This is a genomic window from Bradyrhizobium sp. USDA 4541, from assembly GCF_024171085.1.
Taxonomy (GTDB): Bacteria; Pseudomonadota; Alphaproteobacteria; order Rhizobiales; family Xanthobacteraceae; genus Bradyrhizobium; species Bradyrhizobium australafricanum.
This window is the reverse complement of sequence record NZ_JALJZF010000001.1, coordinates 3,680,320-3,705,762: the sequence shown is the minus strand read 5'-3', so window position 1 is coordinate 3,705,762 and position 25,443 is coordinate 3,680,320. Positions and strand designations below refer to the sequence as shown.

Annotated in this window: 29 protein-coding genes; 8 read left to right on the top strand and 21 right to left on the bottom strand. The window is 63.5% G+C overall.

Annotated elements, in window-relative coordinates:
- The first annotated feature begins 38 nt into the window (after positions 1–38).
- The gene (locus tag J2R80_RS17400) at positions 39–473 is read left to right on the top strand and encodes a DNA-binding protein (RefSeq protein WP_309143761.1); all 435 of its coding nucleotides are present in this window, start codon (positions 39–41) and stop codon (positions 471–473) included.
- Entirely contained in the window at positions 463–825 is a 363-nt protein-coding gene (locus J2R80_RS17395; protein WP_253638992.1) for a hypothetical protein, read from the top strand. Before J2R80_RS17400 ends, J2R80_RS17395 begins: the two co-directional genes overlap by 11 nt.
- Positions 826–1,250: 425 nt before the next feature.
- Here the strand turns inward: J2R80_RS17395 and J2R80_RS17390 are convergent, their stop codons facing one another.
- On the bottom strand, positions 1,251–2,048 hold the full coding sequence (locus J2R80_RS17390; protein ID WP_253638991.1) for a helix-turn-helix transcriptional regulator: 798 nt from the start codon (positions 2,046–2,048) through the stop codon (positions 1,251–1,253).
- A gap of 160 nt (positions 2,049–2,208) precedes the next feature.
- Between J2R80_RS17390 and J2R80_RS17385 the strand changes: the two genes are divergently transcribed.
- On the top strand, positions 2,209–2,400 hold the full coding sequence (locus tag J2R80_RS17385; protein ID WP_092085983.1) for a hypothetical protein: 192 nt from the start codon (positions 2,209–2,211) through the stop codon (positions 2,398–2,400).
- Positions 2,401–2,646: 246 nt separating this feature from the next.
- On the top strand, positions 2,647–2,817 hold the full coding sequence (locus J2R80_RS17380) for a hypothetical protein (protein ID WP_229190519.1): 171 nt from the start codon (positions 2,647–2,649) through the stop codon (positions 2,815–2,817).
- A gap of 115 nt (positions 2,818–2,932) precedes the next feature.
- On the opposite strand, the gene J2R80_RS17375 is transcribed toward J2R80_RS17380, so the two are convergent.
- The 20 genes from J2R80_RS17375 to J2R80_RS17280 form a co-directional block, all read right to left on the bottom strand.
- Positions 2,933–3,118, bottom strand: coding sequence for a hypothetical protein (locus J2R80_RS17375; RefSeq protein ID WP_210262651.1), 186 nt, complete (start codon positions 3,116–3,118; stop codon positions 2,933–2,935).
- Between the two features lie 334 nt (positions 3,119–3,452).
- On the bottom strand, positions 3,453–4,436 hold the full coding sequence (gene dhaK / locus J2R80_RS17370; RefSeq protein ID WP_253638990.1) for a dihydroxyacetone kinase subunit DhaK: 984 nt from the start codon (positions 4,434–4,436) through the stop codon (positions 3,453–3,455).
- Positions 4,437–4,473: 37 nt separating this feature from the next.
- Positions 4,474–4,896 carry a hypothetical protein gene (locus J2R80_RS17365; RefSeq protein WP_253638989.1) on the bottom strand — a complete coding sequence of 141 codons (423 nt, stop codon included), beginning with the start codon at positions 4,894–4,896 and terminating at the stop codon, positions 4,474–4,476.
- Complete coding sequence (ptsP, locus tag J2R80_RS17360) at positions 4,889–6,505, bottom strand: phosphoenolpyruvate--protein phosphotransferase (RefSeq protein WP_253640979.1); 1,617 nt, start codon at positions 6,503–6,505, stop codon at positions 4,889–4,891. Before ptsP ends, J2R80_RS17365 begins: the two co-directional genes overlap by 8 nt.
- A gap of 1 nt (position 6,506) precedes the next feature.
- Complete coding sequence (locus J2R80_RS17355) at positions 6,507–6,809, bottom strand: HPr family phosphocarrier protein (RefSeq protein ID WP_253638988.1); 303 nt, start codon at positions 6,807–6,809, stop codon at positions 6,507–6,509.
- A gap of 31 nt (positions 6,810–6,840) precedes the next feature.
- Positions 6,841–7,233 carry a dihydroxyacetone kinase phosphoryl donor subunit DhaM gene (gene dhaM, locus J2R80_RS17350; RefSeq protein WP_028163196.1) on the bottom strand — a complete coding sequence of 131 codons (393 nt, stop codon included), beginning with the start codon at positions 7,231–7,233 and terminating at the stop codon, positions 6,841–6,843.
- Positions 7,230–7,853: a dihydroxyacetone kinase subunit DhaL gene (dhaL, locus tag J2R80_RS17345; RefSeq protein ID WP_057021013.1), complete on the bottom strand. Its 624-nt coding sequence runs from the start codon at positions 7,851–7,853 to the stop codon at positions 7,230–7,232. Before dhaL ends, dhaM begins: the two co-directional genes overlap by 4 nt.
- A gap of 21 nt (positions 7,854–7,874) precedes the next feature.
- Positions 7,875–8,900 (bottom strand): ABC transporter ATP-binding protein, encoded by a 1,026-nt coding sequence (locus J2R80_RS17340; RefSeq protein WP_229190523.1) that lies wholly within the window; start codon positions 8,898–8,900, stop codon positions 7,875–7,877.
- Entirely contained in the window at positions 8,893–9,990 is a 1,098-nt protein-coding gene (locus J2R80_RS17335; protein ID WP_253638987.1) for an ABC transporter ATP-binding protein, read from the bottom strand. The genes J2R80_RS17340 and J2R80_RS17335 overlap by 8 nt, the downstream gene beginning before the upstream one ends.
- A 4-nt stretch (positions 9,991–9,994) precedes the next feature.
- On the bottom strand, positions 9,995–10,213 hold the full coding sequence (locus J2R80_RS17330) for a hypothetical protein (protein WP_057021016.1): 219 nt from the start codon (positions 10,211–10,213) through the stop codon (positions 9,995–9,997).
- Positions 10,210–11,187 carry a carbohydrate ABC transporter permease gene (locus tag J2R80_RS17325; protein ID WP_253625754.1) on the bottom strand — a complete coding sequence of 326 codons (978 nt, stop codon included), beginning with the start codon at positions 11,185–11,187 and terminating at the stop codon, positions 10,210–10,212. Before J2R80_RS17325 ends, J2R80_RS17330 begins: the two co-directional genes overlap by 4 nt.
- Complete coding sequence (locus J2R80_RS17320) at positions 11,184–12,158, bottom strand: carbohydrate ABC transporter permease (protein ID WP_141339626.1); 975 nt, start codon at positions 12,156–12,158, stop codon at positions 11,184–11,186. Before J2R80_RS17320 ends, J2R80_RS17325 begins: the two co-directional genes overlap by 4 nt.
- A 66-nt stretch (positions 12,159–12,224) precedes the next feature.
- Positions 12,225–13,583, bottom strand: a complete 1,359-nt coding sequence (locus tag J2R80_RS17315; protein ID WP_253638986.1) for an ABC transporter substrate-binding protein — start codon at positions 13,581–13,583, stop codon at positions 12,225–12,227.
- A 675-nt stretch (positions 13,584–14,258) separates the two neighbouring features.
- Entirely contained in the window at positions 14,259–15,296 is a 1,038-nt protein-coding gene (locus J2R80_RS17310) for a tagatose 1,6-diphosphate aldolase (protein ID WP_076823861.1), read from the bottom strand.
- Positions 15,293–16,180, bottom strand: a complete 888-nt coding sequence (locus J2R80_RS17305) for a sugar kinase (RefSeq protein ID WP_253638985.1) — start codon at positions 16,178–16,180, stop codon at positions 15,293–15,295. The genes J2R80_RS17310 and J2R80_RS17305 overlap by 4 nt, the downstream gene beginning before the upstream one ends.
- Positions 16,181–16,248: 68 nt before the next feature.
- Entirely contained in the window at positions 16,249–17,322 is a 1,074-nt protein-coding gene (locus tag J2R80_RS17300; protein WP_253638984.1) for an ABC transporter ATP-binding protein, read from the bottom strand.
- A 6-nt stretch (positions 17,323–17,328) separates the two neighbouring features.
- The gene (locus J2R80_RS17295) at positions 17,329–18,333 is read right to left on the bottom strand and encodes a zinc-binding dehydrogenase (RefSeq protein ID WP_253638983.1); all 1,005 of its coding nucleotides are present in this window, start codon (positions 18,331–18,333) and stop codon (positions 17,329–17,331) included.
- A 7-nt stretch (positions 18,334–18,340) separates the two neighbouring features.
- Complete coding sequence (locus tag J2R80_RS17290) at positions 18,341–19,168, bottom strand: carbohydrate ABC transporter permease (RefSeq protein ID WP_028335651.1); 828 nt, start codon at positions 19,166–19,168, stop codon at positions 18,341–18,343.
- A 4-nt stretch (positions 19,169–19,172) separates the two neighbouring features.
- Positions 19,173–20,060 carry a carbohydrate ABC transporter permease gene (locus tag J2R80_RS17285; RefSeq protein WP_253625748.1) on the bottom strand — a complete coding sequence of 296 codons (888 nt, stop codon included), beginning with the start codon at positions 20,058–20,060 and terminating at the stop codon, positions 19,173–19,175.
- A gap of 58 nt (positions 20,061–20,118) precedes the next feature.
- The gene (locus J2R80_RS17280; protein WP_253638982.1) at positions 20,119–21,420 is read right to left on the bottom strand and encodes an ABC transporter substrate-binding protein; all 1,302 of its coding nucleotides are present in this window, start codon (positions 21,418–21,420) and stop codon (positions 20,119–20,121) included.
- Between the two features lie 181 nt (positions 21,421–21,601).
- On the opposite strand from J2R80_RS17280, the gene J2R80_RS17275 reads away from it, so the two are divergent.
- Genes J2R80_RS17275 through J2R80_RS17260 form a run of 4 tightly spaced genes read left to right on the top strand, consistent with a single transcriptional unit; the run spans position 21,602 to position 25,435 of the window.
- Entirely contained in the window at positions 21,602–22,636 is a 1,035-nt protein-coding gene (locus J2R80_RS17275) for a LacI family DNA-binding transcriptional regulator (protein WP_057021071.1), read from the top strand.
- Positions 22,637–22,651: 15 nt separating this feature from the next.
- Complete coding sequence (locus J2R80_RS17270) at positions 22,652–23,386, top strand: SDR family NAD(P)-dependent oxidoreductase (protein WP_057021024.1); 735 nt, start codon at positions 22,652–22,654, stop codon at positions 23,384–23,386.
- A complete protein-coding gene (locus J2R80_RS17265; protein WP_057021025.1) occupies positions 23,383–23,643 on the top strand; it encodes an SUMF1/EgtB/PvdO family nonheme iron enzyme in 261 nt (86 codons plus the stop codon). The genes J2R80_RS17270 and J2R80_RS17265 overlap by 4 nt, the downstream gene beginning before the upstream one ends.
- A 1-nt stretch (position 23,644) precedes the next feature.
- Positions 23,645–25,435, top strand: a complete 1,791-nt coding sequence (locus J2R80_RS17260) for a chloride channel protein (RefSeq protein ID WP_092086040.1) — start codon at positions 23,645–23,647, stop codon at positions 25,433–25,435.
- The last annotated feature ends 8 nt before the right edge of the window (positions 25,436–25,443 follow it).

The following is a 25,443-nucleotide window of genomic DNA, read 5'->3' as shown; positions in this document are numbered from 1 at the left end:
ATATTGAGGTTGGAGAGGACCTCACCATGACCACCCACGTGCTGCAATTCGTCGAACTCTCGAACCGCGACCGCAAGGCGGCCACGGCCTTGGGCAAGCTCGGCAAGGGCGATCAGGTCGAGGTCCGGGTCCGCCGCAAGTCGGGCGAGGATCAGGTCGTCAGGCTGCCGCCGGAAGCCGCGGCGCTCCTCGAGACTGCACTCGGTCATCTCCTCCAGGGTGAGCGCGTCGCCGTCCTCGCCGAGGATCAAGAACTCAGCCCGAACGACGCGGCAGATATCCTGGGCATCTCCCGACCGCTGGTCGTGCATCGCATGGACGTTGGCGATCTGCCCTTTCGATATGTCGGCAAGCACCGACGGACGAAGCTAAAGGACGTATTGACGCTGAAGACCAAGATGGACGCTAAGCGCAAGGCGCTGGAGGCGCTTGCCGAGGATGCCGAGGACCTCAGGCAGCGCCATGGCGTTTGAGCCCTCTGTCGCGGTCTTCGACGCCTGCATTCTCTATCCTTTCCAGCTCAGAAATATCGTTGTCCAAGCCGCCGTAGATCGGCTTGTGGAGGCGCGCTGGACAGACGCGATCCACGACGAGTGGATTCGAAACTTGACGGTCAATGCGCCCGCCATTCCGATCGATCGTTTGCGTGTCACCCGGCAGTTGATGGACGATGCGCTCCCGACGGCGACAATCGGTGGCTACGAGGAGCACACTCCGGAGGTAACCCTGATCCGAATGATCGTCACGTCGTTGCGGCGGCAATCGCCGCCAAAGGATCACTCATTGTCACTTGGAATTTGCGGCACTTTCCAGAAAACGAGCTGAAGAAATTTCAACCTTCGAAAGTTAACCCGGATGCTTTTCTCTGCGGCCTGTTCGATACGGTCCCGGACTTGGTGCTTGGTTCTCTCGCAAATGCTCGTCGGAATCTAAGCAAGACCCGCGTTTCAGCATCAGACTTCATTCGCATTCTAGAGGACCAAAAACTGATCCAACTTGCGAAACTGGTCGGAAAACGCATTCCGATCTGTAGTGCGAGGAGCGATCTTGACCTCTGTTAGCGCAACAGCAGCGCAAGTACCGCACCAGTTTCGCACCAGAAACGCCCTGGACGGAACGCAACGAACGCGATCGGAATTTAACAAAACCGCCGGAAAATCAACGAACCCGATCGATATTCCGCCGCTCATAACGGTCTGGTTGCAGGTTCGAGTCCTGCCGGGCCCACCAGCAAATCAACTGTAAGTTCGTTATCGCAGCTTGCCGAGCCACAGCGCGGTGAGCGCCGAGCGATTACGCACGCCGAACTTGGCGTAGATCGACTTGACGTGGAAATGCGTGGTGTTCGGACTTTGGTCAAGCCTCTGCGCGATCTGCTTTTCGGTGTGCCCGTCGAGCAGTGCGAGCAACACCCTGCGTTCAGCAGGTGTCAGGGGTGCATTGGCGATGAGCAGGCCGTGGCTGAGCAGTTGCTGACGGTGAAACCATCTCAACCCGCGCATCACGAAGCCCAGACGCTGGCCGTCCTGTGCCGAGAAGCGAGGGGCCTCCGCATCGCGAAATACGAACAGGCGAATCCTCACGTCGTCATTGAGCGCTATGCGCACGGAAATGCTGTCGGCGAAGCCGACGTCCAAATAGTGCCGCCGATAGTGCTCGCCCTCGAACCATTCCGCCGGCAGCGCTTCGAACAGCAGGCGGACGCGGAACGGCTCATCTCCCGACATGGAAAGGATCTGAGACAGGTCGACGTCGCGGGACCAGAGCGTATCGAACTGCTTCTGCACGGATGCTGCCACCGCCGGTATCGGGTCCAGCACCCGGACGAGGCGCGGACGCCAACCGAGCAAGGGATCGGCCCGCTTCGGCGACGGCAATCGCACAACCACACCCCATAGCACATTGCGTGCCGACAACATGGTACGCAGTGCGGCTAGCAGATGTGTCAGTGCGGCGTCGCCGTCGCCGACGGAAAACTCGGCCAGCCGATCCCAGAGTGCATAGACATCTTGATTCTGCGGATTGGTGGAATCCGTGGATAGATACATGTCCCCCCCCCGAAACGAGTGCGCAGATCACCGACCTTCGAGCATAGGAGACACCGGACCACCTTTCTAGGTAGTTCCCAGACGCATCAACTGGCGAGATATTCAGTGCGGGTGTTGGGAAGACTGGCCTTCTCACCGTCACGATATTCGGAGATTAACGATGCGCACAGCAACGGGCGCGCGCCGGCTTGACACGCCCGACGACGACCGGACGGAGCGGCGGTGGCGTCTCGGCTTTTTCATCGCCCTATTATGCGCCGTTTTGATTGCACTCGCGGCCTTCACGCAGGAGCAACCTGCTAAAGCGTTGATCCGCCCCACTGGCCCGCTGCCGGCGATCAACATTCCCTGATCGAGGCGCTGTTGGCGCACCATTTGCCTGGAGCCGAGATTTCATTTGCATTGGAAATTGTGGATCCAGACCGTTCACGATCGGGCATCTTTGCTCATGCTGATTTCGGTTTGCCTTGGGCCCTGCTTTGTCTGGGCATTCTGGAAGATCGAAGAAGCCCCCGTCGCCGAGAGCCGAATCGCGGGCTCGTGCGTGAAGCACGACGCTCGCTGACGCCCAGTCATTAACCAACTCCTGGAGATCATCATGCGCGCCGCTGCAGCTGCTGCGATTGCTAACGCTTTTGTCCGGGTATTCCCCGCATCGTCATTGCAGGCAAACGTCCTCAAGCAGACCGCGTTGTTCTGTGGAGCCGCCCTCTTGGTGTGGCTGCTTTCGATGACTTATGGGCTGGATCTTAGTGCCGGATTCTTCTAGCCGATCAGCATCTGATTTTACGCTTGCTTCGGTATCCAAGCCCGTTGAGCCACATGTGCAGGGCTCGTCGCGCTCTTCAGGGTCAAGTTCATAGAAGGACGCGGAAATGCGCTGCTCAGACGTTTTGCTTTGCGGCTCGAAATCCTGGGTTGAAGCCGCCGGCTATCTCGCATCTCTTCTCGTCTTCGCCACGTTTTGCATGAGGACGATGCTCCAGCTCAGGATCACGGCCATCTTGAGCAATGTCGCGTTCATCGCATACGCGTTCTTCGACGGCTTGTATCCAATCCTCATCCTTCACTCGGTTCTGCTGCCTCTTAACGCCGTCCGAACAGTCCAAATGCTCCGCGTCAGGCGAATTGTGGAGCAAGCATCCAAGAGCGAATTCACAACCGAACCGCTATGCCCGTTCATGGTTGCAGGTTCGAGTCCTGCCGGGCCCAGCAATAAATCAATGGCTTGGCACTCACGATCGCCGAAGCCCTTGTCTCCTCCACGCAAAAAAGATGCCGCGCCCGAAGGACACGGCAAGTTTCAGGGAGGGTGAACCGGCAGACTTCCGGTGCATGCCTGAGACCCCGGCCCATCGTCGATCGGGGCGCAATCTGAAAATCAGCGGCCGCCCACCACGGCAGTCACCATTTCAATGCGGCCGTACGCACGGGATGATCCCAGAGCCCGGTGGTCTCGCTGTCGAGCAGGCTTACGGTGAGCGAGCAACCCGCCATGTCCAGCGATGTGACATAGCTGCCGACCAGCGAACGGGCGATGCGCAGGCCCCGCTCCTCGAGCATCCGGCGCGTCGCGTTGTACATCAGATAGAGCTCGATCGTCGGCGTGCCGCCGAAGCCGTTGACGAGCAGCAGGGCCTCGGAGCCCGCGGGCGCCGCGAGATCGCCGGCGATCGCTGCCGTCATCTCCGATGCGATCGCATCGGCCTCCGCAAGCTTGACGCGGCGGCGGCCCGGCTCGCCGTGAATGCCGACCCCCATCTCCATCTCGTCTTCGGCAAGTGCAAAGGTCGGCGTGCCCGCAGCCGGGACGGTGCAGCTGGTCAGCGCAACGCCCATCGAGCGCGTCTGTGCGTTGATGCGCTCGCCGAGCGCCACGCAGGTCTTAAGATCGGCGCCCTTCTCGGCCGCGGCGCCGACGATCTTCTCGACGATCAGGGTGCCGGCGACGCCGCGCCGCCCGGCGCTGTAGGTCGACTTCTCGACCGCGACATCGTCATCGGTCACGATGGTGGCGATGCGACCCTCGGCGATCTCGGCTGCCATCTCGAAGTTCATGCGGTCGCCGGCATAGTTCTTGACGATGAACAGGACGCCGGCATCGCCCGCGACCGCCTGGGCGGCCTCGACGATCTGGTCCGGCGTCGGCGAAGTGAACACCTGGCCGGGACAGGCGGCATCCAGCATGCCGTAGCCAACGAAGCCGGCATGCAGCGGCTCGTGCCCGCTGCCGCCGCCCGAGACCAGCGCGACTTTCTTCGAGTTCAGCTCGCGGCGGCGGACGAATTTCCGCTCAGGGCCGAGCATGACGAGGTCGGCATGCGCGGCGGCAAAGCCGTCGAGGCTCTCTGCGAGCACGTTGTCGACCGCATTGATGAACTTCTTCATTGTGTTCTCCCCGCTTCGTCCGTTTGGCGTTTCTCGCCTATTTTTCCCGCATGATGGCAATCAGTCGCCGCGTAAACTCCTGGAGCAGCGTGTCAAGCTCGGCGTTGCGCTTGGCGCTGCCGAGGTCCGGCAGATGCAGCGTCAGCGTCCGCTCGTGCGAGCCTTCGCTCAACCGGCCGACGCGGCGCGGATGTGCGCGCGCATAGGCGCGAAGGAAGGCTGCCTTCGCCTGTGGCGGAAAGTGGCAGACATCGAAGATCGTGTTGAGATGCTGCACCGGGATCGGCACCGGATAGGCCGGGTTGCTGATCTGGCTGACGAAGCTGCGGTTCTTGCCCATGGCATGGGCCAGCCGAAGCCGCATGCCGGACGGGCGGCTCTCAAGGACTTCCTTGAAGATACGCTTGTAGACCGCAACCGCGCCCGCTTCGGGCGCTTCATCGGCCGCCGTGTCAGCCAACGCTGCCTCCGCTGCTCAGCCGGTCAATGGTGTGCTTGATCTGCGCCAGCGCCGATGCATTGACGGAGAGTTCGCGCAGGCCACAATTCAGCAGGGCCGGCAGGCAGCGCGGATCACCGGCCATGTCGCCGCAGAGGCTGACACTGATGCCGGCGCGGCGGCCGTGCTCCGCGGTCCGCGCGATCAGTTCGAGCACTGCGGGATGCAGAGGGTCCATCAAGGGGGCGAGAGCTCCGTTGGAACGATCGCAGGCCAGGACATATTGCGCGAGATCGTTCGAGCCGATCGAGAAGAAGGCGGCCTTGAAGCTAGATACCGCAAGGGCCGCCGCCGGGACTTCAACCATGATTCCCAGATCGGGAAGCATTGCGGCAATGCCGTCCGCCTGCAAGCGCTGCACGGCATCGGCGAATAGCTTCCGTCCCGCCTCGAGCTCGTCCGCCGAGGTGACCATCGGGAACATGACCTTGAGATTGCCGCGCACCGCGGCCCGCGCCAGCGCGCGGAGCTGGACCGCAAAGATCTCGGGCCGGGCCAGGCAAAGCCGCAAGCCGCGCACGCCGAGAAACGGATTGGCCTCGCCATCCAGCGTGAACCCGGGCACCGGCTTGTCGCCGCCCGCATCGAACGTGCGGATGGTGACGGGCCGCTGGCCAGCCCAGCGCAATATCGCGTCATAGGCCTGGAATTGGGTCTCCTCGTCCGGCACGCTCCGGCCGGCGAGCAGGAATTCAGTCCGCATCAGGCCGATGCCGTCGGCATATTGCGCGTCGGCATGCTCGAGATCCTCGACGCGCTGGATGTTGATGAAGAGCTTGATCCGCTCGCCGCGCCAGGAGGCTGTCGGCCGCCGCAGGATCGCTCGCGCGGATGCCCTGCTCTTGAGATGGTTGTCGCGCCGCTTCTCGAAAGTACGGACCTGTTCGGCATTGGGATCGAGCTCCAGCGTCGCGCCTTCGCCGTCGAGCAACGCCCTGGTGCCGATGTCTGGAATTGAACCGAGCTGCACCACCATCGGGATGCCGCGCGCGCGCGCCAGCATCGCGACATGGCTGGTCGGGCTGCCGCGCAACAGCGCCAGGCCGCCGCCGCCGGACCAGTCAATCTCGAGGAATCGCGATGGCGGCAGATCGTCGGCGCAGACCACGCCCCCGTTCGGGATCTTCAGCGGCTGCCCCTGGTCGCCACGCAGAATGTGGACCACGCGGTCGCGCAAATCCGCAAGATCCGACGAGCGGGCCTGCAGATACTCATCCGCCGCCGAATTATACTCCGCGATCTGTTCGTCGAGCGTCGAACGCCATGCGACGTCGGCCGGATGCCCCTCGCCGATCGACGCGAAGATCGCCTCGATCAGGTCCTCATCCTCCAGCAATGCGACCTGGAACTCGAGGATCTGCGCGGCTTCACCGCCGGCGCTGGCGGCAAGATCGGCGATCTGCCCGCTTGCGAGATCGATCGCCTTGCGCAAGGCGAGCGCCTCCTCGACCAACGTGCCGGCCGCACGCTCGCCGGCCGCGCCCGCATCGACACGGACAAACGGGCCGTGGGCAAAGCCGATCGAAGCGGTCCTGCCGCGGTAGGCCAGACCTGCAGCGCCGCCCTGCATGCTACGGTGCTCCATCCGGGAAATCGCTTGCGATCAGATCGACCAGCGCCGCGACCGCGGGCTCGGCATCGCTACCGGAGGCCTTGATCTCGATCGTGCTGCCATGTGCCGCGCGCATTGCCATGATCTTGGCCACGCTCTTGGCATTGATCCATTCAGGCGCGCCCGCGACCCGCACCGAGATCTGAGCCTGGAACTTCTTGGCGAGCTTGGTCAGCTTGACCGCGGGGCGCGCGTGCATGCCAACCGCATGCACCAACCGCACACTGCCGGTGAAGATCTGTTCGTCCGCTTTATCAAGCATGCTCATCATCCATCATCGCTTCCCCGCCGGCTCAGTCGGCAGAGAGTTCCTCGGCCACGGCCCTGACCTGGGCCAGCGAGCTGCCGCCCGCAGCTTCGGTCGCCGCCATGACGGCGCCCTCGACGATCGGGGCGTTGCAGACGACAACGAGATCACGCCGCGCCGGCTCCAGCATTTCGACCGCCATTTCGCTGTTCGTCTCGGCGCCGCCGAGGTCGACAAGCACAGCAACGCCTTTTGACGACCAGGCATCGTTGATGGCGTCGATGATCAGCGGCACGCTGGTGCCGAGACCACCATCGGGATTGCCGCCGCAGAAGGCGACCTTGACCTCGCTGCCGACCATCTGCCGCACCATGTCCGCGGTTCCCTTGGCGATATCCCGGGAATGCGAGACGATCACGATCCCTACGGTATCGGTCATTGCCGCGCCTCCAGGCCAGCGCACACAGCGTGCAGCAGAACGCAGCTCGATCGTGCCCCCGGATCGACATGACCGACGCTGCGCGCACCGAGGAACGACGCCCGGCCCTTGGTGGCTTGCATCGGCACTGTGCGCTCAACCGCTTCAGCCGCGGTGATGCGCACCCGCTCGATCAGATCGGGCTGGCCGGCGCCCGCTTTCAGTGTCTCCAGCACCGGAACGAGCACATCGAGCATCGTCTTCTCGCCGGCCTGCGAGCGGCCGCGCGCGCTCACCGCGTCCACTCCGCTACCGAACACGTCGGCGAGATCGTCGGGCAGGTGTTTGTCTTGCGACAGCGCCTCGCCCGCGGCGAGAAAGAAACTGCCATAAAGCGGGCCGGAGGCGCCGCCGACCGTCATGACAAGGGTCTTGCCAATCGCCTTGAATGCCTCGTTGAGCGGCTGCGCCGAGATGGCATCGAGCTTGCCGAGCACGGCTTCGAAGCCGCGCTTCATGTTGGTCCCGTGGTCGCCGTCGCCGATCGCCTGGTCCAGGCTCGTGAGCTCCGGCGCGCTGGCGATGACCTGCTCGGCGGCCGCCTTGAGCAGCGACTTGAATGTCTCCGGTTGCACAGACATCTATCTGAACCTCTCGCTCCCCTATTGGACCATCGCGCCGATGCGTTGCCCCGCCCGGTCGAAACACAGCGGACGCACCAGTTGCAATTCAACCTCCTGGCCGGCCCGCAGCGGTTGGTGCGGATCCGCCAGCGTCACCAGCGTTTCGCCCTTATAGTCGAGGTGAACGTGATTCTGCTCGCCGAGATGCTCGACGCGATGCACCCGACCGACCATCTGCCCGCCGTTGCGCGCGGCGATCTGAAGGTGCTCGGTGCGGATGCCGACCGTCTCCGTTTCCGGCGGTATCGCCACATCGGACAGCAGCCGTGCGGGCAGGAAATTGATCTGCGGCGTCCCGAGCCGCGACGCGACATAGCTGCTGGATGGATTTTCGTAGATCTCCCTCGGCGTGCCGAGCTGAAGCAGCCGGCCGTCCTTGATCACGCCGATCCTCGATGCCATCGTCATGGCTTCGACCTGATCGTGGGTCACATACAGGATGGTCGCGCCGAGCTCGAGCTGGATCCGCTTCAGCTCGAGGCGAAGCTCGGCGCGGAGCTTTGCATCCAGCGACGACAGCGGCTCGTCCATCAGATAGATCGAGGGATCGCGCACCAGCGCGCGGCCGATCGCGACCCGCTGCATCTCACCTCCCGACAGACGGGTGGCGCGATTATTCAGCTTGCTGGCGATATGCAGGAGCTCTGCGGTCTGCTCGACACGCTTGCGGATCTGTGGCTCCGGCACGCGCCGCGCAGGAGAGCGCAGCGGGAACGCGAGGTTGTCATAGACCGACAGATGCGGATACAGCGAATATTGCTGGAACACGAATGCGATGTCCCGTGAACCCGGCGGATCATGCGTCACATCGCGCCCGCCGATCATGACCGAACCGGCGTCGGGGCTCTCGAGCCCGGTGATCAGCCGCAGCGTCGTGGTCTTGCCGGCACCGCTCGGCCCGAGCAGGACGAGGAACTCACCGTCGTTCACGGTCAGCGAGAGGTCGCGCACTGCCTCCACCGCGCCGAAGCGCTTGCTGATGTTGCGTAAGCTGACGTCAACCATGGCGCCCCCCCTCCTCGCCGGCGGTCCTGATTGCAAGGCCGCTGCCGGCATCGAACAATGAGAGCCGACCGGAGTTGAATTCGAGGCCGACGGTCTCTCCGATCTGCACCGAGGCGCTCGACGGCAGCCGCGCCGCGACCCGTCCATAGGCCGTGTCGATCGTGACGATCTGCGTCGTGCCGAGATATTCCGCGCCGAACACCTCGCCGCGAACGGATCCGGCGTCGGTGAATCGAATATGTTCTGGACGAATCCCGAGGGCGAGCGCGGCGCTGGCGCGGTCCTCGCGAATCTCGGGCACCACGAGCCTGGTGTCGTGAAAATTGATCGCCCGGTCACCAGATCGCAGCCCGCCCTCGAAGCGCAGGAAGTTCATCGGCGGCGAGCCGATGAAGTCCGCGACGAACATGCTGGCGGGCCGGTCGTAGACCTCCTGCGGCGTGCCGATCTGTTCCACGCGCCCCTTGTTCATGATCGCAATCTGGTCGGCCATCGACATCGCTTCGAGCTGGTCGTGGGTGACATAGACCGTGGTCGCCTTGATGCGATCGTGCAAATCGCGCAGCTCGCCGCACATCAGATGACGAAACTCGGCGTCGAGCGCGCCCAGCGGCTCGTCCATCAGGAAGGCCTTCGGGCGCCGCACCATGGCTCGCCCGAGCGCGACACGCTGGCGGTCGCCGCCCGAGAGCTTTGATGTCTTGCTCGACAGCAGATGCTCGATCCGCAGCATCCGCGCGGTCTCCTGCACCCGCTCGCGAATCTCGTGCCGCGCCATGCCCTGGCACTTCAGCGGGAAGCCGATATTCTGCCCGACATTCATATGCGGATAGAGCGCGAACAGCTGGAACACGAACGCAATATCGCGGGCGGCGGCGCGGTGGAACGTGACGTCCTCCCCGTCGAGCAGGATCTTGCCCTCGGTCGGCAGCTCGAGGCCAGCAATCATGCGTAAGGTGGTGGTCTTGCCGCAGCCGGAAGGGCCGAGCAACGCGAAGAAAGTGCCGTCGTCGATGGTGAAGGTCGACCCTTCCACCGCGGTGAACTGATCGAACGACTTGCGAAGATTTTCGATGCGGATCTGAGCCATGGCCCTATTCCGGAAAGTGGCTGACGACGACGAAGCCTACCGTGCCGGCCAGAATCGTCACGAATGAATAGCTGTAGAGATCGATCGAGAAGGGCTGCACCAGCATGAAGATGCCGCCCCCGATCAGGGTCATCGCAACGGCCTCCCAGCGCCCGCGGCTGAAGAAGCGGTGCAATGTCCCCTTGGTTCCCTTGGCCTCCTTAACAACAGCTGAACCGCTCATTTGCGCACCGCTCCGAAGGTGATGCCGCGCAACAGATGCTTGCGGAGCAGCACGGTGAACATGACGATCGGGACGACGAACAGCGTGGTCGCGGCGGCAACCGCCGGCCAGTCCTGCCCGCCCTCACCGATGATGAAAGGGATGAAGGGCGGCATGGTCTGCGCCTCGCCGCTGGTCAGCAGAACCGCGAACGCGTATTCATTCCAGGAGAAGATCAGGCAGAAGATCGCGGTCGCCGCAATTCCGGTGACGGCCTGCGGCAGCACCACCTTGCGCAGCGCCTGCAGTCGCGTGTAGCCGTCGACGAGGGCCGCCTCCTCGTACTCGCGTGGGATCTCGTCGATGAACCCCTTGAGCAGCCAGACCGCGAGCGAGACGTTCACGGCGGTATAGAGCAGGATCATTCCGAGCCTGGTGTCGGTCAGGTTGAGCTGCCGGTACATCAGATAGATCGGGATCGCGACCGCGACCGGCGGCATCATCCGCGTCGACAGAATGAAGAACAAGAGATCGTCCGCCAGCGGAATGCGGAAGCGCGAGAAAGCGTAGGCCGCGAGCGTACCGAGGAAGACGGCGAGGAAAGTCGAACCGAACCCGATGATCAGCGAGTTGACGAAGCGCGGGACGACTTTGGACGGTCCGGCAATGACCATGTCATGCTTGCGGACCAGCTTGTCATACCAGGTCCCCGGGGGCGGCAACTTGGCGATGAAATCAGGTGTCTGGCGGGTGCGTACCGTGAACAGGTTGACATATCCTTCGAGTGTCGGCTCGAAGATCACCTTGGGCGGATAGGCGATCGCATCGCTTTGCGACTTGAAGGCGGTGGCAACGATCCAGACCAGCGGCAGGATCGTGATCAACGCATAGAGGATGACGAGAGCACCAGCGAATGCCTTGGTGCGCGGCGAGGCCTCGACGATCGAGTGTGCGCTGGATCTGGCCAGGACCGATTTGGCTACGGCAGCGGTCATCGTTGCTTCACCTTATTGAGCGCTTTGACGTAGATGTTGGCGGCCCCGAACACGGTCACGAACAGGATGATGGCGAGCGCGGAGGAATAGCCGGTGCGCCACTTCTCGAATGCCGCGCGCTTCAGTGTGATCGATACGAGCTCGGTGGTCGACCCCGGCCCTCCCGAGGTCAGCAGGTTGACCATGTCGAACATCTTGAAGTTCTCGATCGCGCGAAACAGCACCGCCAGCATCAGGAACGGCACCGTCATCGGCAGCGTGATCGACCAGAACTGCCGCCAGGCCGAGGCACGATCGACTTCGGCCGCCTCGTAGATGTAATCCGGGATCGAGCGCAGCCCGGCGAGACAGATCAGCATCACGTACGGCGCCCACATCCAGGTGTCGACGAGCACGATGGTCCATGGCGCGAGCGCGACTTGCCCTGTCATGCTGAAAGAGCTCGGCGGCACACCGGTGAACAAGCTGATCAGATAGTTGAACGGGCCGATCTGCGGCTGCAGCAGCAGCGTCCAGAAATTACCGACAACCGCCGGCGACAGCATCATCGGCAGCAGGATGATCGTGGTCCAGAAGCTGTGGCCGCGGAACTGACGGTTGATCAGAAGCGCGAGCCCAAAGCCGACCACGACCTGCAAGGCGACCGAGCAGATCACGAATTGCGCGGTGGTCTGGAGCCGGAACCAGACGTCCTCGTCGTTGAGTATGTCGCTGAAATTGTCAAGCCCGACAAACCGCAGCGGCAGATAGGACATGCTGAGGTTGAGGCTGGTGAAGGACAGCCGGATCATCCAGACCAGCGGAAAGATGTTGATCGCGAGCAGCAGCGCAATCGTCGGCGCGACGAACAGCCACGCGATGGTCCGGTCGGACAGACCATGGCCGCGGCGCACGGCGCGGGATTTGGCGGGCTCGCTCACGCCCGGGATCGTAGCATGGTCGGGTTGCAGGATCGTCGTCATCTTGTCCATCGGCTGGTTCGTCTTCCCCGAGGCTGACCTCGGGGAAGCCAGTTCAGTTGGGACGCGGCGTTCGGGCTATTGCGAGGCGACTTGCTTGCCCTGTTCCTTGAACACCTTGGTCCAGTCCTTGACCAGGAGATCGAGCGCCTGCTGCGCCGTGCCCTTGTCGGCGACGACGTAGTCGTGCACCCGCTTCTGCATATCAAGCAGCAGCTGGGCGTAGGACGGCTCGGCCCAGAAGTCCTTGACGATACCCATCGACTCCAGGAATTGCGGCGCGAACGCCGCGCTCTTCGGGAAGTCCGGCGCGTCGACCACCGCCTTGAGCGCCGAGTAGCCGCCGATCTGCCACCATTTCTGCTGCACGGCGGGCTGCGCGAACCACTTGATATAGGCGAGCGCGTCGTCCTTGCGGTCGGAGGTCGCAACCACCGAGATGCCTTGTCCGCCGAGCTGGGTGAAGTGCCCGTTCGGGCCAGCCGGATTGACGAAGAAGCCGATCTTGTCGCCGCCCACATTCGGATCCTTGTAGAGGCCGGGGAAGAAGGCGAACCAGTTCATCTGCATCGCCACCTGGCCCGACTTGAAGGCATCGAGCCCTTCCTGCATGTAGGCGTTGGTCATGCCCGGCGCGGTGCAGCACTTGTAGAGCTCCTTGTAGAATTCGAGCCCCTTGGCCGCCTCGGCGGAATTGACGATGCCCTGCATCTGGTACGGCTTCTTCGGATTGTCGTAGCTGAAGCCGTAATTGTAGAGGACGTTGGTCACGCCCATCGTGATGCCTTCGGAGCCGCGCTCGGTGAAGATGTAGGCGCCGTAGACCTTCTTGCCGTCGATCTCGCGGCCCTGGAAGAACTCCGCGACCTGCTTCAACTCGTCATAGGTTTTCGGCGGCGCCAGGTCACGACCGTACTTGGCCTTGAAAGCCGACTGAATGTCGGGCCGCGAGAACCAGTCCTTGCGATAGGTCCAGCCCACGGCGTCGGCCATCGCCGGCAGCGCCCAGTAGTTCGCCGAATTCTTCGGCCACTGCGAATAACCGACAACGGTCGCCGGGACAAAGTCATCCATCGAGATGTGCTCTTTGTCGAAGAAATCGTTGAGCTTGACGTACCACTTGTTCTCGGCGGCGCCGCCGATCCACTGGCTGTCGCCGATGATCAGGTCGCAGAGCTTGCCGTGGGAGTTGAGCTCGTTGAGGAAGCGATCCGCGTAGCTCGTCCAGGGGACAAACTCGTACTTCATCTCGATGCCGGATTGCTTGGTGAAATCCTTGCCGAGTTCGACCAGCGCGTTGGCCGGATCCCATGCCGCCCAGCACAGCGTGAGCTGCTTACCCTGGGCCGCGGCTTCGCCTCCGCCAAATATCCACAGCAGCGCCGCCCCGAGAACCGTGGTGGCCGCTGAGCTTCTCAGCCAATTGAATGTCCGCATATCCGTTTCCTCTCTCGTTGAAGCGTCCAACCCGCTCAGCGCGCCCTGCCGGAGCGACGCCAAGACCCTGAAACCGAGTTTGAGGAGCGATGAGTGAAGGACGAGACGGACCGCTGCCGGAGACGGCTCCGGCATGGCTTGGGCTCCTCCTGCACATCGGCGCTCGATGCGCGATGTTTAGTTTTTTGTATTACTAAACGTAGTACTAAATTTTTTGGCCCGTCAAGCCGGTTCTCGCGACCTTGGCGAAAATATTCCCGACGCTCGCACGCGCAAGCGTCGACGTTTGCAATGCAGCAAATTTCCCCATAATTGCAGCGAATGCGGCGAACAACGATTGCCGACCTGGTCCGGAGGACGCAATTCGGTCCGTCCCGATAACAGGGAAGCCGGAAGGTCAGCCGCAGCCAGCATGTTTAGTATACGACTTTACTGAACGTTCAACAAAGCGATTGGGCGCGCGAGCAGCCTCAGCTTCGGCCGAAATCCGCCATTGCCGCGAACCGCACCGGTTTCGCGCCAGAAAACGACCTCACCAAAGCGCGACGAACGCCATCGAACTCAAGCATGGTGCAGCTAGATCAATGAAGCTGATCTTGCTCCGCCGCTCACAACGGTCTGGTTGCACGTTCGAGTCCTGCCGGGCCCACCAAAACACGTGGAGCCGTCACCGTTTCAATAGGCGCGCGCGAAGTCACCCTCCTGCTTGATGTCAGTGAATACCGGAAAGCGCGCCTTCCACGGCGTACCCTTGGCCGTCGTCAGCTTGTTGAGCCGCTCAAGCACGCCGAGGCCGTCCTTGCGCAGGCTCGCCGAAACCGCCCCAAGGTCCGGGAAATTCTTCAGGACGGCATCGAGCCAGATGGTGCGACCGGCCAGGAAACCGCCCGCGCCCGCGGCATAGGCGAAGTCGAGGACGCGTTCGAATTTTTCCGGCGCGGCGCCGCCCGACAGCAGGACCCAGGGAATGCTCCGCTCGCGGCAGATATCGCCGATTGCATCGAATTCCTTCTGCGCGGCCTTGGCTTCGGCGCTGCCGTCACGGGCCGGCAGGCTGTTGGCCGCGAGGGGACTCTCAAGCTTCAGGAGATCGACGCCGTATTCGGGCTTGGCAAACTCGCGCACGCTATCGATGACGAGGCTCGGCAGCTTGCCGGGCGATTCCACATAATCGGCGGTGTGATTGGCGCTGCCAAGGAACGGATAGACCAGCAGTTCAAGAACATAGGGAACGTCGTGGCGGGCGCACTCCTCGCCAATCTCGCGCACGAAGCGCTTCTGATGCTCGTTGACCGCGGCGTCCGCATCCGGCCGATACCAGGCCAGCACCTTGACGGCGTCGCCGCCCATGGCGCGAATTTTCTCCACACTCCAGTTGGCGATCGCGCGCGACTTGCGACCGCCCGCGGTCTCCTCGACGCGATGCTCCTCCAGCGTCATGATCAGGCCGCAGCGCGGCGGCAACAGATCGATCGCTGCGGGCACGGCAAAATTCGGGTCGAACAACATCGAGCTGCAATGCGGTGCGAGGTTCTCCACGAGGAGCCGCTTGGCCGCCGTGACGTCGGAATATTCGACCTGATCCCGCGTGATTCCCTTCGCCTTCGCAATGGCATCGAACAGCGGCGGCCGCTGATCCAGCGCGACCATGCGAAAGTGGCCTTCCGCGTCAGCAAGGCGGCCCAGCCCGCGGTTCTTTCCAATCGTTCTCATGGCTTCGTCCTCATGAATGCAAGACAGTCGTTGATGGTGGGGATTCCGTTGCGGCCACCGGCGTGGCGACATTTCATCGCGGCCGTGGCTGCAGAAAACGCCATGGCGTTGCGCACATCGAGGCCGACGCCGATCGCAAGGGCATAGGCGCCATGGAAGACGTCGCCGGCGCCGGTGGTATCGACGACATCGACGGCATAGGCGGCGTGCCGGTGCAGCTGGCCATTCCCGTACCAACTGACGCCGCCCTCGCCGCGCGTGACCGCGATGACACTGCAGCCGAAGCGCGCCAGTGCTGCGAGAGATTCGTCTTTGGCAGATCCGGCGAAAGAAGCGAGCGCAGGCTCGGAGAAGATCGCGTGGTCGGTCAGGGGCAGCAGTCGCTCGAATACCTCGGCATCAGCCATGTCGCCGTCGAGCACCGTCGGAATGCCGCGCGCACGCGCCTCGCGAAACAGCGTCGCGGCGCCCTCCACCCAGCGCGGATCGGCCAGCACCGAGGATGCGCGAGCGACGGCTTCAAGCGGAAGCCAATCGGCCGCTTCCGGAAACAGACCACGGAAGTTCACGATCTGCCGCTCGCCCGAACTGTCGACAATGATCCCCGAGACCGATGAGCGGCCATCGGGAAACAGCCGGAAATTCTCGACGTCGACACCTTCGGCCGCAAAAGCCGACCGCATCTCGTGCCCGGCGGCATCGTCCCCTGCCCGCCCCCAGAACGCGACGGAGGCACCGAGCCGTGCGACCGCAACCGCGGCATTGGCGGCCATTCCGCCGCCAAGGGTACCGTAGTCGATGGCCTTTATCTTCTCGCTGTTGCCCGCAAAGAGCCGATCGACGCGCCAGACCTGATCGAGCGCGGATAGCCCAAGGCAGATCATCTGGACGCCCCTGGCTCCCGTCGCCACATCCGCGAGCGCCGAAAGAGCTGCTATGTTCGCCGACGCGCTCACCGCAAGACCTGCCCGTTCGCTGCATCGAACAAATGCGTCTTGCCCGGCTGCGGCCGCAAGCTGAGGCGATCGCCGGGCTTTGGTCGCAACGACGGATCGACCCTTGCGATCGCGGAGACGCCGGCGAGATCGAAATGGATCAGCGTATCCGAGCCGAGCGGCTCGACCAGCTTGACGTTGATGGCGATGCCGTCCGCCGCATCGGTCGTGACGGCAAAATGTTCAGGACGGATGCCGAGCACGGCATTTCCCGCCTGCTGCAGGCGGCTTGCGGCCTCACCGTCCAGCGGCACCCCCGTTGCGCCTTGCGAAAGGATCGCGCGCTCCTCACGCCATTCGACCGGGAAGAAGTTCATGGCGGGCGAGCCGATGAAGCCGGCGACGAACTGGTTGGCCGGCCGCTCGTAGACCGTCTCCGGCGTGTCGTATTGCTGGATCGTCCCGTTCTGGAGCACCACGATCCGGTCAGCCATCGTCATGGCCTCGATCTGGTCATGGGTCACGAAAACCATGGTGGTCTTGAGCTCCTGCGATAGCGCCTTGATCTCGGCCCGCACCTGTCCGCGCAGTTTTGCGTCGAGGTTGGACAACGGCTCGTCGAACAGGAACGCCTTGGGATTGCGCACGATCGCACGGCCCATGGCGACGCGCTGGCGCTGTCCGCCGGAGAGCTGCTTCGGCTTGCGATCGAGATAGGGCTCGATGTGCAGGAGTGCGGCGGCACGCTTCACGCGCGCATCGATCTCCGCCTTTGGCGTTCCCCGCAGCTCCAATGCGAACGACATATTGTCGTAGACGCGCATGTGCGGATAGAGCGCGTAGTCCTGGAACACCATCGCGATGTCGCGCTGTGCAGCTTGCACGCCGTTGACGCGCTTGTCGCCGATGTAGAGGTCACCCGACGTGATCGGCTCGAGACCCGCAATGATTCGCAGCAGGGTCGACTTGCCACAGCCGGACGGCCCCACGAAGACGACGAATTCATGGTCCGCGATCTCCAGATTGAGATTGGGGATCACAGTGAAACTGCCGTAGCGCTTGACGAGGTTGCGGATCGAGATCGAGGCCATGATCGCTTAATCCAGCGCCAGTACCGGCTTGATCAGCTCGCCCCTGGCAAAGCGGGCGAAATTCTCAGGCAGGGCCGACAGGCCGAACTCGCCGTCGACGAGGACGCGGTATTCGTCCTTGAACTTGCGCAGCAGCTCGATGTTCGGCTCGAAATCCGAGACCGGAAAGTAGAAGGTCCGGATCATGTAGAAGTCCTTGCGGCGGAACACCTTGCCCTCCTCGATGGTCCAGGGCGCGGCGTTCTCGCCGACCAGCACCAGCGCGCCGCGCGGCAGGACAAGCTCGATGCCGAGGTTGCGCGCCGCATGCGCGCCGGAGCATTCCATGATGAGAGCAAAGCGCCTCGAGGTGTCGCCCACGGGATGCGCCTTCGCGCCGAAGGATTGCGCGATCTTCAACCGCGTCGCATTGGGGTCGGCAACGTAGATGTCGTTGTAGCCGAGCGCACGGAGCGCCAGCACGACGCCGAGACCGACCGGCCCGGCGCCCATGACAAGGACAGATCCGGCCTCACCTGGCGGCACCACGCGGCTGACGAAGCGCACGGCGTGACCCGACGTGCCGATGGTGTCGAGCAGGAGCGGCGCAAGGCTGTCCTCGATGTCATCGGGCACCGGCAGCAGGCAATTTTCCGGCACCGGCACGTATTCGGCGTAGCCGCCCGGCCGGTTCCAGCCGATCAGGCTGGAGACCTCCAGGCACATCTGGGTATCGCCGCGCTTGCAGGCCGCGCAATGGTCGCAGTGGAGTGGAATATAGACGGCACAGCGGCGACCATGCAGCCGGTGACCGGGCTGCTCGACCACGCCAAAGATCTCATGGCCGGCGGTGAACTCTGCGCCTTTATGCCAGAGCTTGAAGTCCGAACCGCACAGCGCGGTGCGCGAAACGCGCACGAGCACTTCACCTGTGCCGGCGTCAGGCATTGCCACGCGCTCGATGGTGATGCGGTCGCCGCCGTGGAAGACCGCGGCCTGCATGATCGAATTCGGACGGGGTGATACGTTCATCAGATACCTAGCCTTTCACCGCGCCGAGCGTCAGTCCGGACACCAGCCAGCGCTGCACCAGGGCAGCCAGCACCAGCGGCGGCAACGCGATCAGCGTCGCCGCGGCCATGAGAGCGCCCCATTGCGTCGAGCCTTCGCCGATGAAATTGAAGGCCGCCGCGATCAGCGTCTTGGTGTCGCCGTTGGAGAGCACTAGCGCAAACAGGAAGTAGTTCCATGAGAAGACGAAGGCGAGGATCGCCGAGACGGCGACGCCGGACGCCACCAGCGGCAGCGCGATGCGCCAGAGGATGCGCGTGACGCTGCATCCGTCGACCTGCGCCGCCTCGAAGACGCTGCGCGGGATGCCGTCGAAGGATGGCAGCAGCACCCAGATCACGATCGGCAGTGTGATGACCGCGTGGCTCAGGATCAGCGCCGTGTAGGAGCCGATCATCCCGACCTGCCGGAACATGACGTACCACGGCAGCAGGAACAGCGTGCCCGGCGCCATGCGCGCCGCGAGCGTCAAAATCGCGGGCCATGAGATCCGTGTCCAGGAGACGGCGAAAGCGGCGGGGATGCCGAACAGTAAGCCGAGCGCCGTCGAGCCGACGGTGACGATGAGGCTGTTGAGCGCATAGCTGAGGAACGGCGTGGTCTTGGTCAGCTCGACATAATTGTCGAGCGTCGGCGTGAAGATCAGCGTCGGCGGATAGGCGGTGACCTCGAACGACGGCTTGAACGAGGACAACACCATCCAGACCGTCGGCGCCATGATGAGCACGCCGGCGAGCACGAGCTGCACGGTGTTGAGCCAGCGGATCCAGCGGTCGGTGTTGGCAGCATCCGTCATGACATCACCACGCCACGGCGCCGCGCAGGCGGTTGAAGGCGAGCACGGCGCCGAACACGATCGCCGTCAGCGTCAGCATCAGGGCGCTGGCGTAACCGATGTTGAAGAACTCGAAACCCACCCGGAAGCCGTAGATGTTGAGCGTGTTCGAAGCGTTGCCGGGGCCGCCCTGGGTGGTGATGTAGATGATGTCGAAGAAGCGCAGGAGATCGACGCTGCGCAGGATGGCCGCGGTGACGATGGTCGGCAGCAGCAGCGGCAGCGTGATGCGCTGGAAGGTCTTGAACGGCGATGCCCCGTCGATCTGCGCGGCCTCGTAGACACTCGGCGGCAGCGATTGCAGGCCGCCCAACACGATCAAGGCGACGTAAGGCGTCCACTGCCAGCTGTCGATCAGAGCGACGGTCGGGATAACCCAGGTCGGCGACGCCAGCCAGTCCGACGGCGGCAGGCCGAGCGACTGGAGGATGTAGTTGGCCGCGCCCAGCGAGGGATCAAGGATCACCAGCCACATCATGCCCGCCACCACCGGCGGCATCATGAATGGGGAGATGAACAGCGAGCGCACGATTCCCGGCAGGCGCCTGGCGTGAAACAACACCAGAGCCAGCCACACGCCAAAGACGAGCTGGAGCACCAACGATAGCACATAGAGCGCTATGGTGATCCAGAGTCCGTGCCAAAACTCGTAGTCGGAGATCAGCTTTGAGTAATTGGCGAGGCCCGCGAAGGACTGCTTGCCGGTCGAGGAGAATGTCTGGAAGCCGAGCCAGATCGTATAGACGACCGGAAACGCGATCATCGCGACCGTGAAGATCACGGCCGGCGCCGAGAGCGTCGCCATTTCCAGCTTCTGCCGGTCCTGCGTGAGTGTCGCAGCCGCGTCCGACATGCGTCCGTTTCCTTGAGAGTGAGGAGCCGGCAGGCATAAGCCTGCCAGTATCAGGCGGTTACTTCTGGGCGATCAGCGCATCGAGCGCCTTGTCGGCATCAGCACAGGCCTGGTCGATCGGCTTCTGCTTCAGGATCAGATCCTGCACGGCCTGGCCGATGAACTCGCGTGATTCCGGGTTGGCGATGATGGGATAGCCGACCTCGGAGGAGCCCTTCGTGGCCAGCACATCGAGCGCAGCCTGCCATTCCTTGCGGACGGGTTCCTCGTCGATCCATTTGCGGTACTCAGGATCCTTGGCAACCGACGGCCGCGGCGGGGCAATACCCTGGAGCGCCATTTTCTTCTGCACCTCGGGGCTGGTTGCCCACTGCACGAAGTACCAGGCCGCGTCCGGCTGCTTGCTGTGCGAAGACACCGCCATGCCCCAGCCGATCGTGGTCGGCACCTGGCCGGCCTCGCCTGCCGGGAACGGCAACAGGCCGGTGTCCTTCAGGCGCGCGCCGCCCTCCATCACCGTGCGCAACTCGTTCGAGGATTCGAATGCCATCGCGGCGCGGCCGCTGCGGTAGAGCGCCGAAATCTGCTGGAAGCTGTAGTTGACCACACCCGGCGGACCGAAGTCGCGCAGCAGCCGGCTATAGCTGTCGAGTGCTTCCTTGCCCTCGGCCGAGCAGAGGTTCGACTTGCCGCCTGCGATGTAGCTGCCTCCGATGTTGTGCAGCATGTTGCTGAAGGTGTAGGCGACCGCGGGCTTGAGGCCACGCGAGACAAAGGGCGTGACAGCGCTGTCGCAGGTCTTGATCTTCTCGGCCGCCGCCTCGACATCCTTGATGGTCTTCGGCGCCTCAATGCCGCACTTCTTGAAGATGTCGGTGCGGTAATAGAAGATCGGACCTTCGATGTTCATCGGCATGCTGGTCAGCTTGCCGCCGAAGGTCGCGGCCTTGAGCAGAGCCTGGCTCAACCCGGCCGGGTCGTATTCCTTGGCCACCTCGTTCTTGGCCATCGCAGTGAGATCGCCGTACCAGCCGGCGGCGGCGAACTGCTCGCCCTCGCGCGAAGGCAGCGTCATGAACACGTCGACCTCGTCGCTGTTCGCATTCATGACGGTGACCAGACGCTGGCGCATCTGCTGTTCCTGATAGCCGTCGACCTTCAGGGTCATGCCGGTCAGCTTCTCGAAATCGGCCTTGTAGGTCAGCAGCGCCTGCGCGACCGGATTGTTATTGGCGAGAAAGGTCACGGTCCTGCCCTTGAACTTCATCCAGTCGAAATCGGCCGCATGAGCCTGCGCGCTGACGGCGACAATCGCGAGAACGGGCAACGCGACGTGCGTCGCGAGCATCCTGACCTTCATCGAACTCTCCTCCCGGCTGGCCGCCTTAAGCTGGCGGGCCATTTTGAACGCGGCTTGAAAACGGTTACAATTTAGACCTCACATCGGTTGTGTCAAGCAATGGACAAACCGGATATTCTACGGCAAATTTACGAGATTACCGCTGCACGCGGCTTGCCCCATCGAATGTAACGTTACATTGATGCGATTGACCAACGCCAAATCCGTGAAACAGGGCATCCGCGCCGTCGCAGCCCGTGCCGGCGTCTCAACGGCCTCGGTGTCGCGCGCGCTCAACAATCCCGATGCGGTGAGCCCTTCCCTGCGGGCGCGCATCGAACAGGCCATCGACGCGCTCGGCTACATTCCGCATGCGCCGGCGCGCATCCTGTCGTCACGGCGCTCGCGCACGCTTGGCGCGATCGTTCCGACCATCGACAACACGATGTTCGCGCGCGGCATCGCCTCGCTGCAGCAGTATCTCTCCTCGGTCGGATACATGCTGTTTCTCACCACGAGCGGCTACGATCTCGACGTCGAATTGCAGCAAGCGCGCAATTTGATCAGCCGCGGCGTCGATGGACTTGTGCTGCGCGGTGATTGCCATCACGAGGGACTGCGCAAGTTGCTTGCGGACAACGCGGTTCCCTTCATCAATGTCGGCATCTACCAGCCTGATCGACCCCACCCGTGCGTCGGAACCAACAACGAAGCGGCCGCCCATCGCGCCGCTGCGCATGTCATCGAGCTTGGCCACCGCCGCATCGGGATCGTCTCGGCGCTCCAGCGCAACAACGACCGCGCCAGCGCTCGCGTCGCCGGCTTTCGCCGCGCGCTCACCGAGAACGGCCTGGAGCTTCCGCCGCAATGGCATGTCGAGGTGCCCTACACGCTGGATGACGCGCGCGAAGCGGCCCGCTATCTCCTCAACCTGAAGGATCGTCCGACCGCCGTCGTCTGCGGCAACGATGTGATCGCCTACGGCGTGTTGCTCGAGGCGGAGCGCGATGGATTTTCGGTGCCGCGTGACCTGTCGGTGGTCGGCTTCGACGATCTCGACTGGAGCCGCCACTTGCGGCCGAGCCTGACCACGATCCACGTACCGACCGGAGAAACCTGGCAGCGCGCCGGGGAATATCTGGTGCGCAGCCTCGCCGGCGAGCAGACCATCATGCATCGCGAGATCGACTTCTCCCTGGTGGTCCGTGAATCGACGGCTCCCCCTCTCAAATCCTGAAGCGAGACCCCTCCAATGCGCTCAAACTTCTCTCTTGCGTCCGACTTCCATGCCGTGGTGATCGGCGGCGCCGGCGACATTGGCGCCGCAATCAGCAATCAGTTTTGCGACCTCGGCGCGACAGTGACCGCAACGGCGGCCAACGAGACCGATCTGGCGCGCACTTTGCTGAAATCGCGCGCCGGCCTCACACTCGCGACGCTCGACGTCACGAACGACGACGCTGTCGCTTCTTTTGCCCGACAGCAAAAGCGCGTCGATGCGCTGGTCAACTGCGCGGGAATCCTCGCCCGCGACAAGGAATACGAGATCGAGACCTTCATGAAGGTGCTCGACGTCAATCTCACGGGCACTTTTCGAACCTGCATGGCGTTCCGCCCGCTTCTCACCGAGAGCAAGGGCTCGATCGTCAATCTTGCCTCGATGAACGCGACCTTGGCGCTGCCGCGAATCCCGGCTTATTGCGCCAGCAAGGGCGGTGTCGTGATGCTGACCAAGGCGCTCGCGTTGGCATGGGCCGAGCAAGGCATCCGGGTCAATGCGGTTGCGCCCGGCTATATCGAAACGGCGATCAATGCGGCCGGCCGCACCGATCGCGCGCACTATCAGCGCATCGCCGACCGCACCGCGTTCAAGCGCTGGGGTCAGCCGGAGGACATTGCGGGAGCCGTCGCATTCCTCTGCATGCCGGCATCACAATATGCGACCGGCACCGTCGTCGCGGTGGATGGCGGGTTTCTTGCCGGATGAGCCAGGAAACCAACGGATACGGCCTGCATAATGTCGCCGGAAATGTTTGGGAATGGTACGAGGACCGCCTCGCACCGTCGGGAGTCCCCTTGAATCGCGAGCCTGCACCGAACCGCTCGACGCGCGGTGAATCCTGCCTCGAGTCCCACGGCAGCCGCCACCGCTTCGCAGCGCGAAACCCGAACGCGCCGGTCGGCTCGTCGGGCACGACCGGCTTCCGTGTCGTGCGCACCGGGCAGCTGCGGGATTCGGCATAGGATGACGCTGGCGACAAATGCCGCGAAGCCGGCCCCTGCTCCCGGCACCCGTCTGTTGCCGCAGTTCTTGCGCAATTTCGTGCGCAATCGCGAGACCGGCCTCGTGCTGGTCGGCATTGTCGTCGGGTTGCTGAGCGGCGTCCTCGTTGCCGCGATCTCGGGCCTCAGCCAGGCTTCGCACGCGCTGCTGTTCGACATTCCCCTCGACGCACATCTGAGCGCCACCGGCGTGATTTCCTGGCAGCGCACGCTGCTGATCCCGGCAGTTGGCGGCCTGGTCCTGGCGCTGATCGGGCTGTACTTCGCGCGGCGCGTCAAGGGACAGCAGCTCGCTGACGCGATCGAAGCCAACGCGCTCTATGGCGGCCGGGTGTCGTTCCGCGGCAGCCTGCTGATCTCGATCCAGACTCTGCTGTCCAACGGGTTCGGCGGATCGGTCGGACTGGAAGCGGGATACACGCAAATCTGCTCGATGTTTGGCTCCCATGTCGGCCAGCGCCTCGCCGCCCGCCGCAACGACATGCGGCTGTTGGTGGCCTGCGGCGCGGCGGGGGCGATCAGCGCAGCCTTTTCGGCTCCACTGGCCGGCGCCTTCTATGCCTTCGAGGTCGTGCTGGGAGCCTACACCTCGGCCGCCCTCGTGCCCGTCATCGCCAGCGCCGTCACGGCCTGGCTGGTGGCGCGGGGGTTGACGCATCAGTCCTTTCTGATGGTGCCGGGCTTCCCATCGCCCGTGTCCGTCGAGATGATCGGACAGACCGTGCTGATCGGCATCATTTGCGCATTCGTCAGCATCCTCGTCATGCTCGCGGTCGCATTTTCCGAACGTTGCTTTCAGCGGGTCACGCTTTTCAGCGGCTTCGTGCGCCCGATCCTCGGCGGTCTGCTGCTCGGCGGCCTCGCCCTGCTGACGCCGACCGTGCTCGGCGCCGGCCACGGCGCAATGCAAATCCTGCTGGTCAGCAATCCGAGCTGGCTCCTGCTCACGACGACCATCGTGCTCAAGATCCTGGCATCGGCCGTCTCGCTCGGCTCCGGCTTTCGCGGCGGACTGTTCTTCGCCTCGCTGCTGCTCGGCGCGCTGATCGGCCAGCTCTACAGCGTCGTGCTGACCGGCCCCTTCCCCACGCTCGCGCTTCAGCCCGGCACGGCCGCCATCGCGGCTCTCGCCGCACTCGGAACCGGCGTACTGGGCGCACCGTTCAGCATGGTTTGTCTCGCGCTCGAAATCACTGGCGATTTCTCCGTGACCGTCGGGGCGGTGGTCGCATCATCGGTCTGCGCGCTCATCGTCCGCGAGTTGTTCGGCTACAGTTTTGCGACATGGCGCTTCCACCTGCGCGGCGAGGTGATCCGCGGTCCGCAGGACATCGGCTGGGTCCGTCAGATGAGCGCGGCCTCCCTGATGCGCGCCGACTTCGAGAATGCACTGACGACAATGCCGATCGGCGAGGCGCAGAAGCTGTTCTCGCCGGCCCAGGTCCGACAGGTCGTGCTGCGCGATCCGAACGGCAGCTATGCCGGCATCGTTGCGGCGGCGACGCTGCATTCCGTCACCAATCGGGACGACGATCCGCTCGGGTCGCTGGCCCAGCAGCAGGATGAGTACCTGCTTCCGACCACGTCGGTTCGCGAGATCCTGAAGGCCTTTGAACGGAGCGAAGCCGACGTCCTCGCGGTCATTGACCGTGCCGACCACCGCGTCACGATTGGTACCTTAAGCGAATCCCATGTGCTGCGCACCTATGGGGAAGAGCTCGAACGCCGGAACCAGGAGCTGTTTTCGCGGTGATGCTTGCG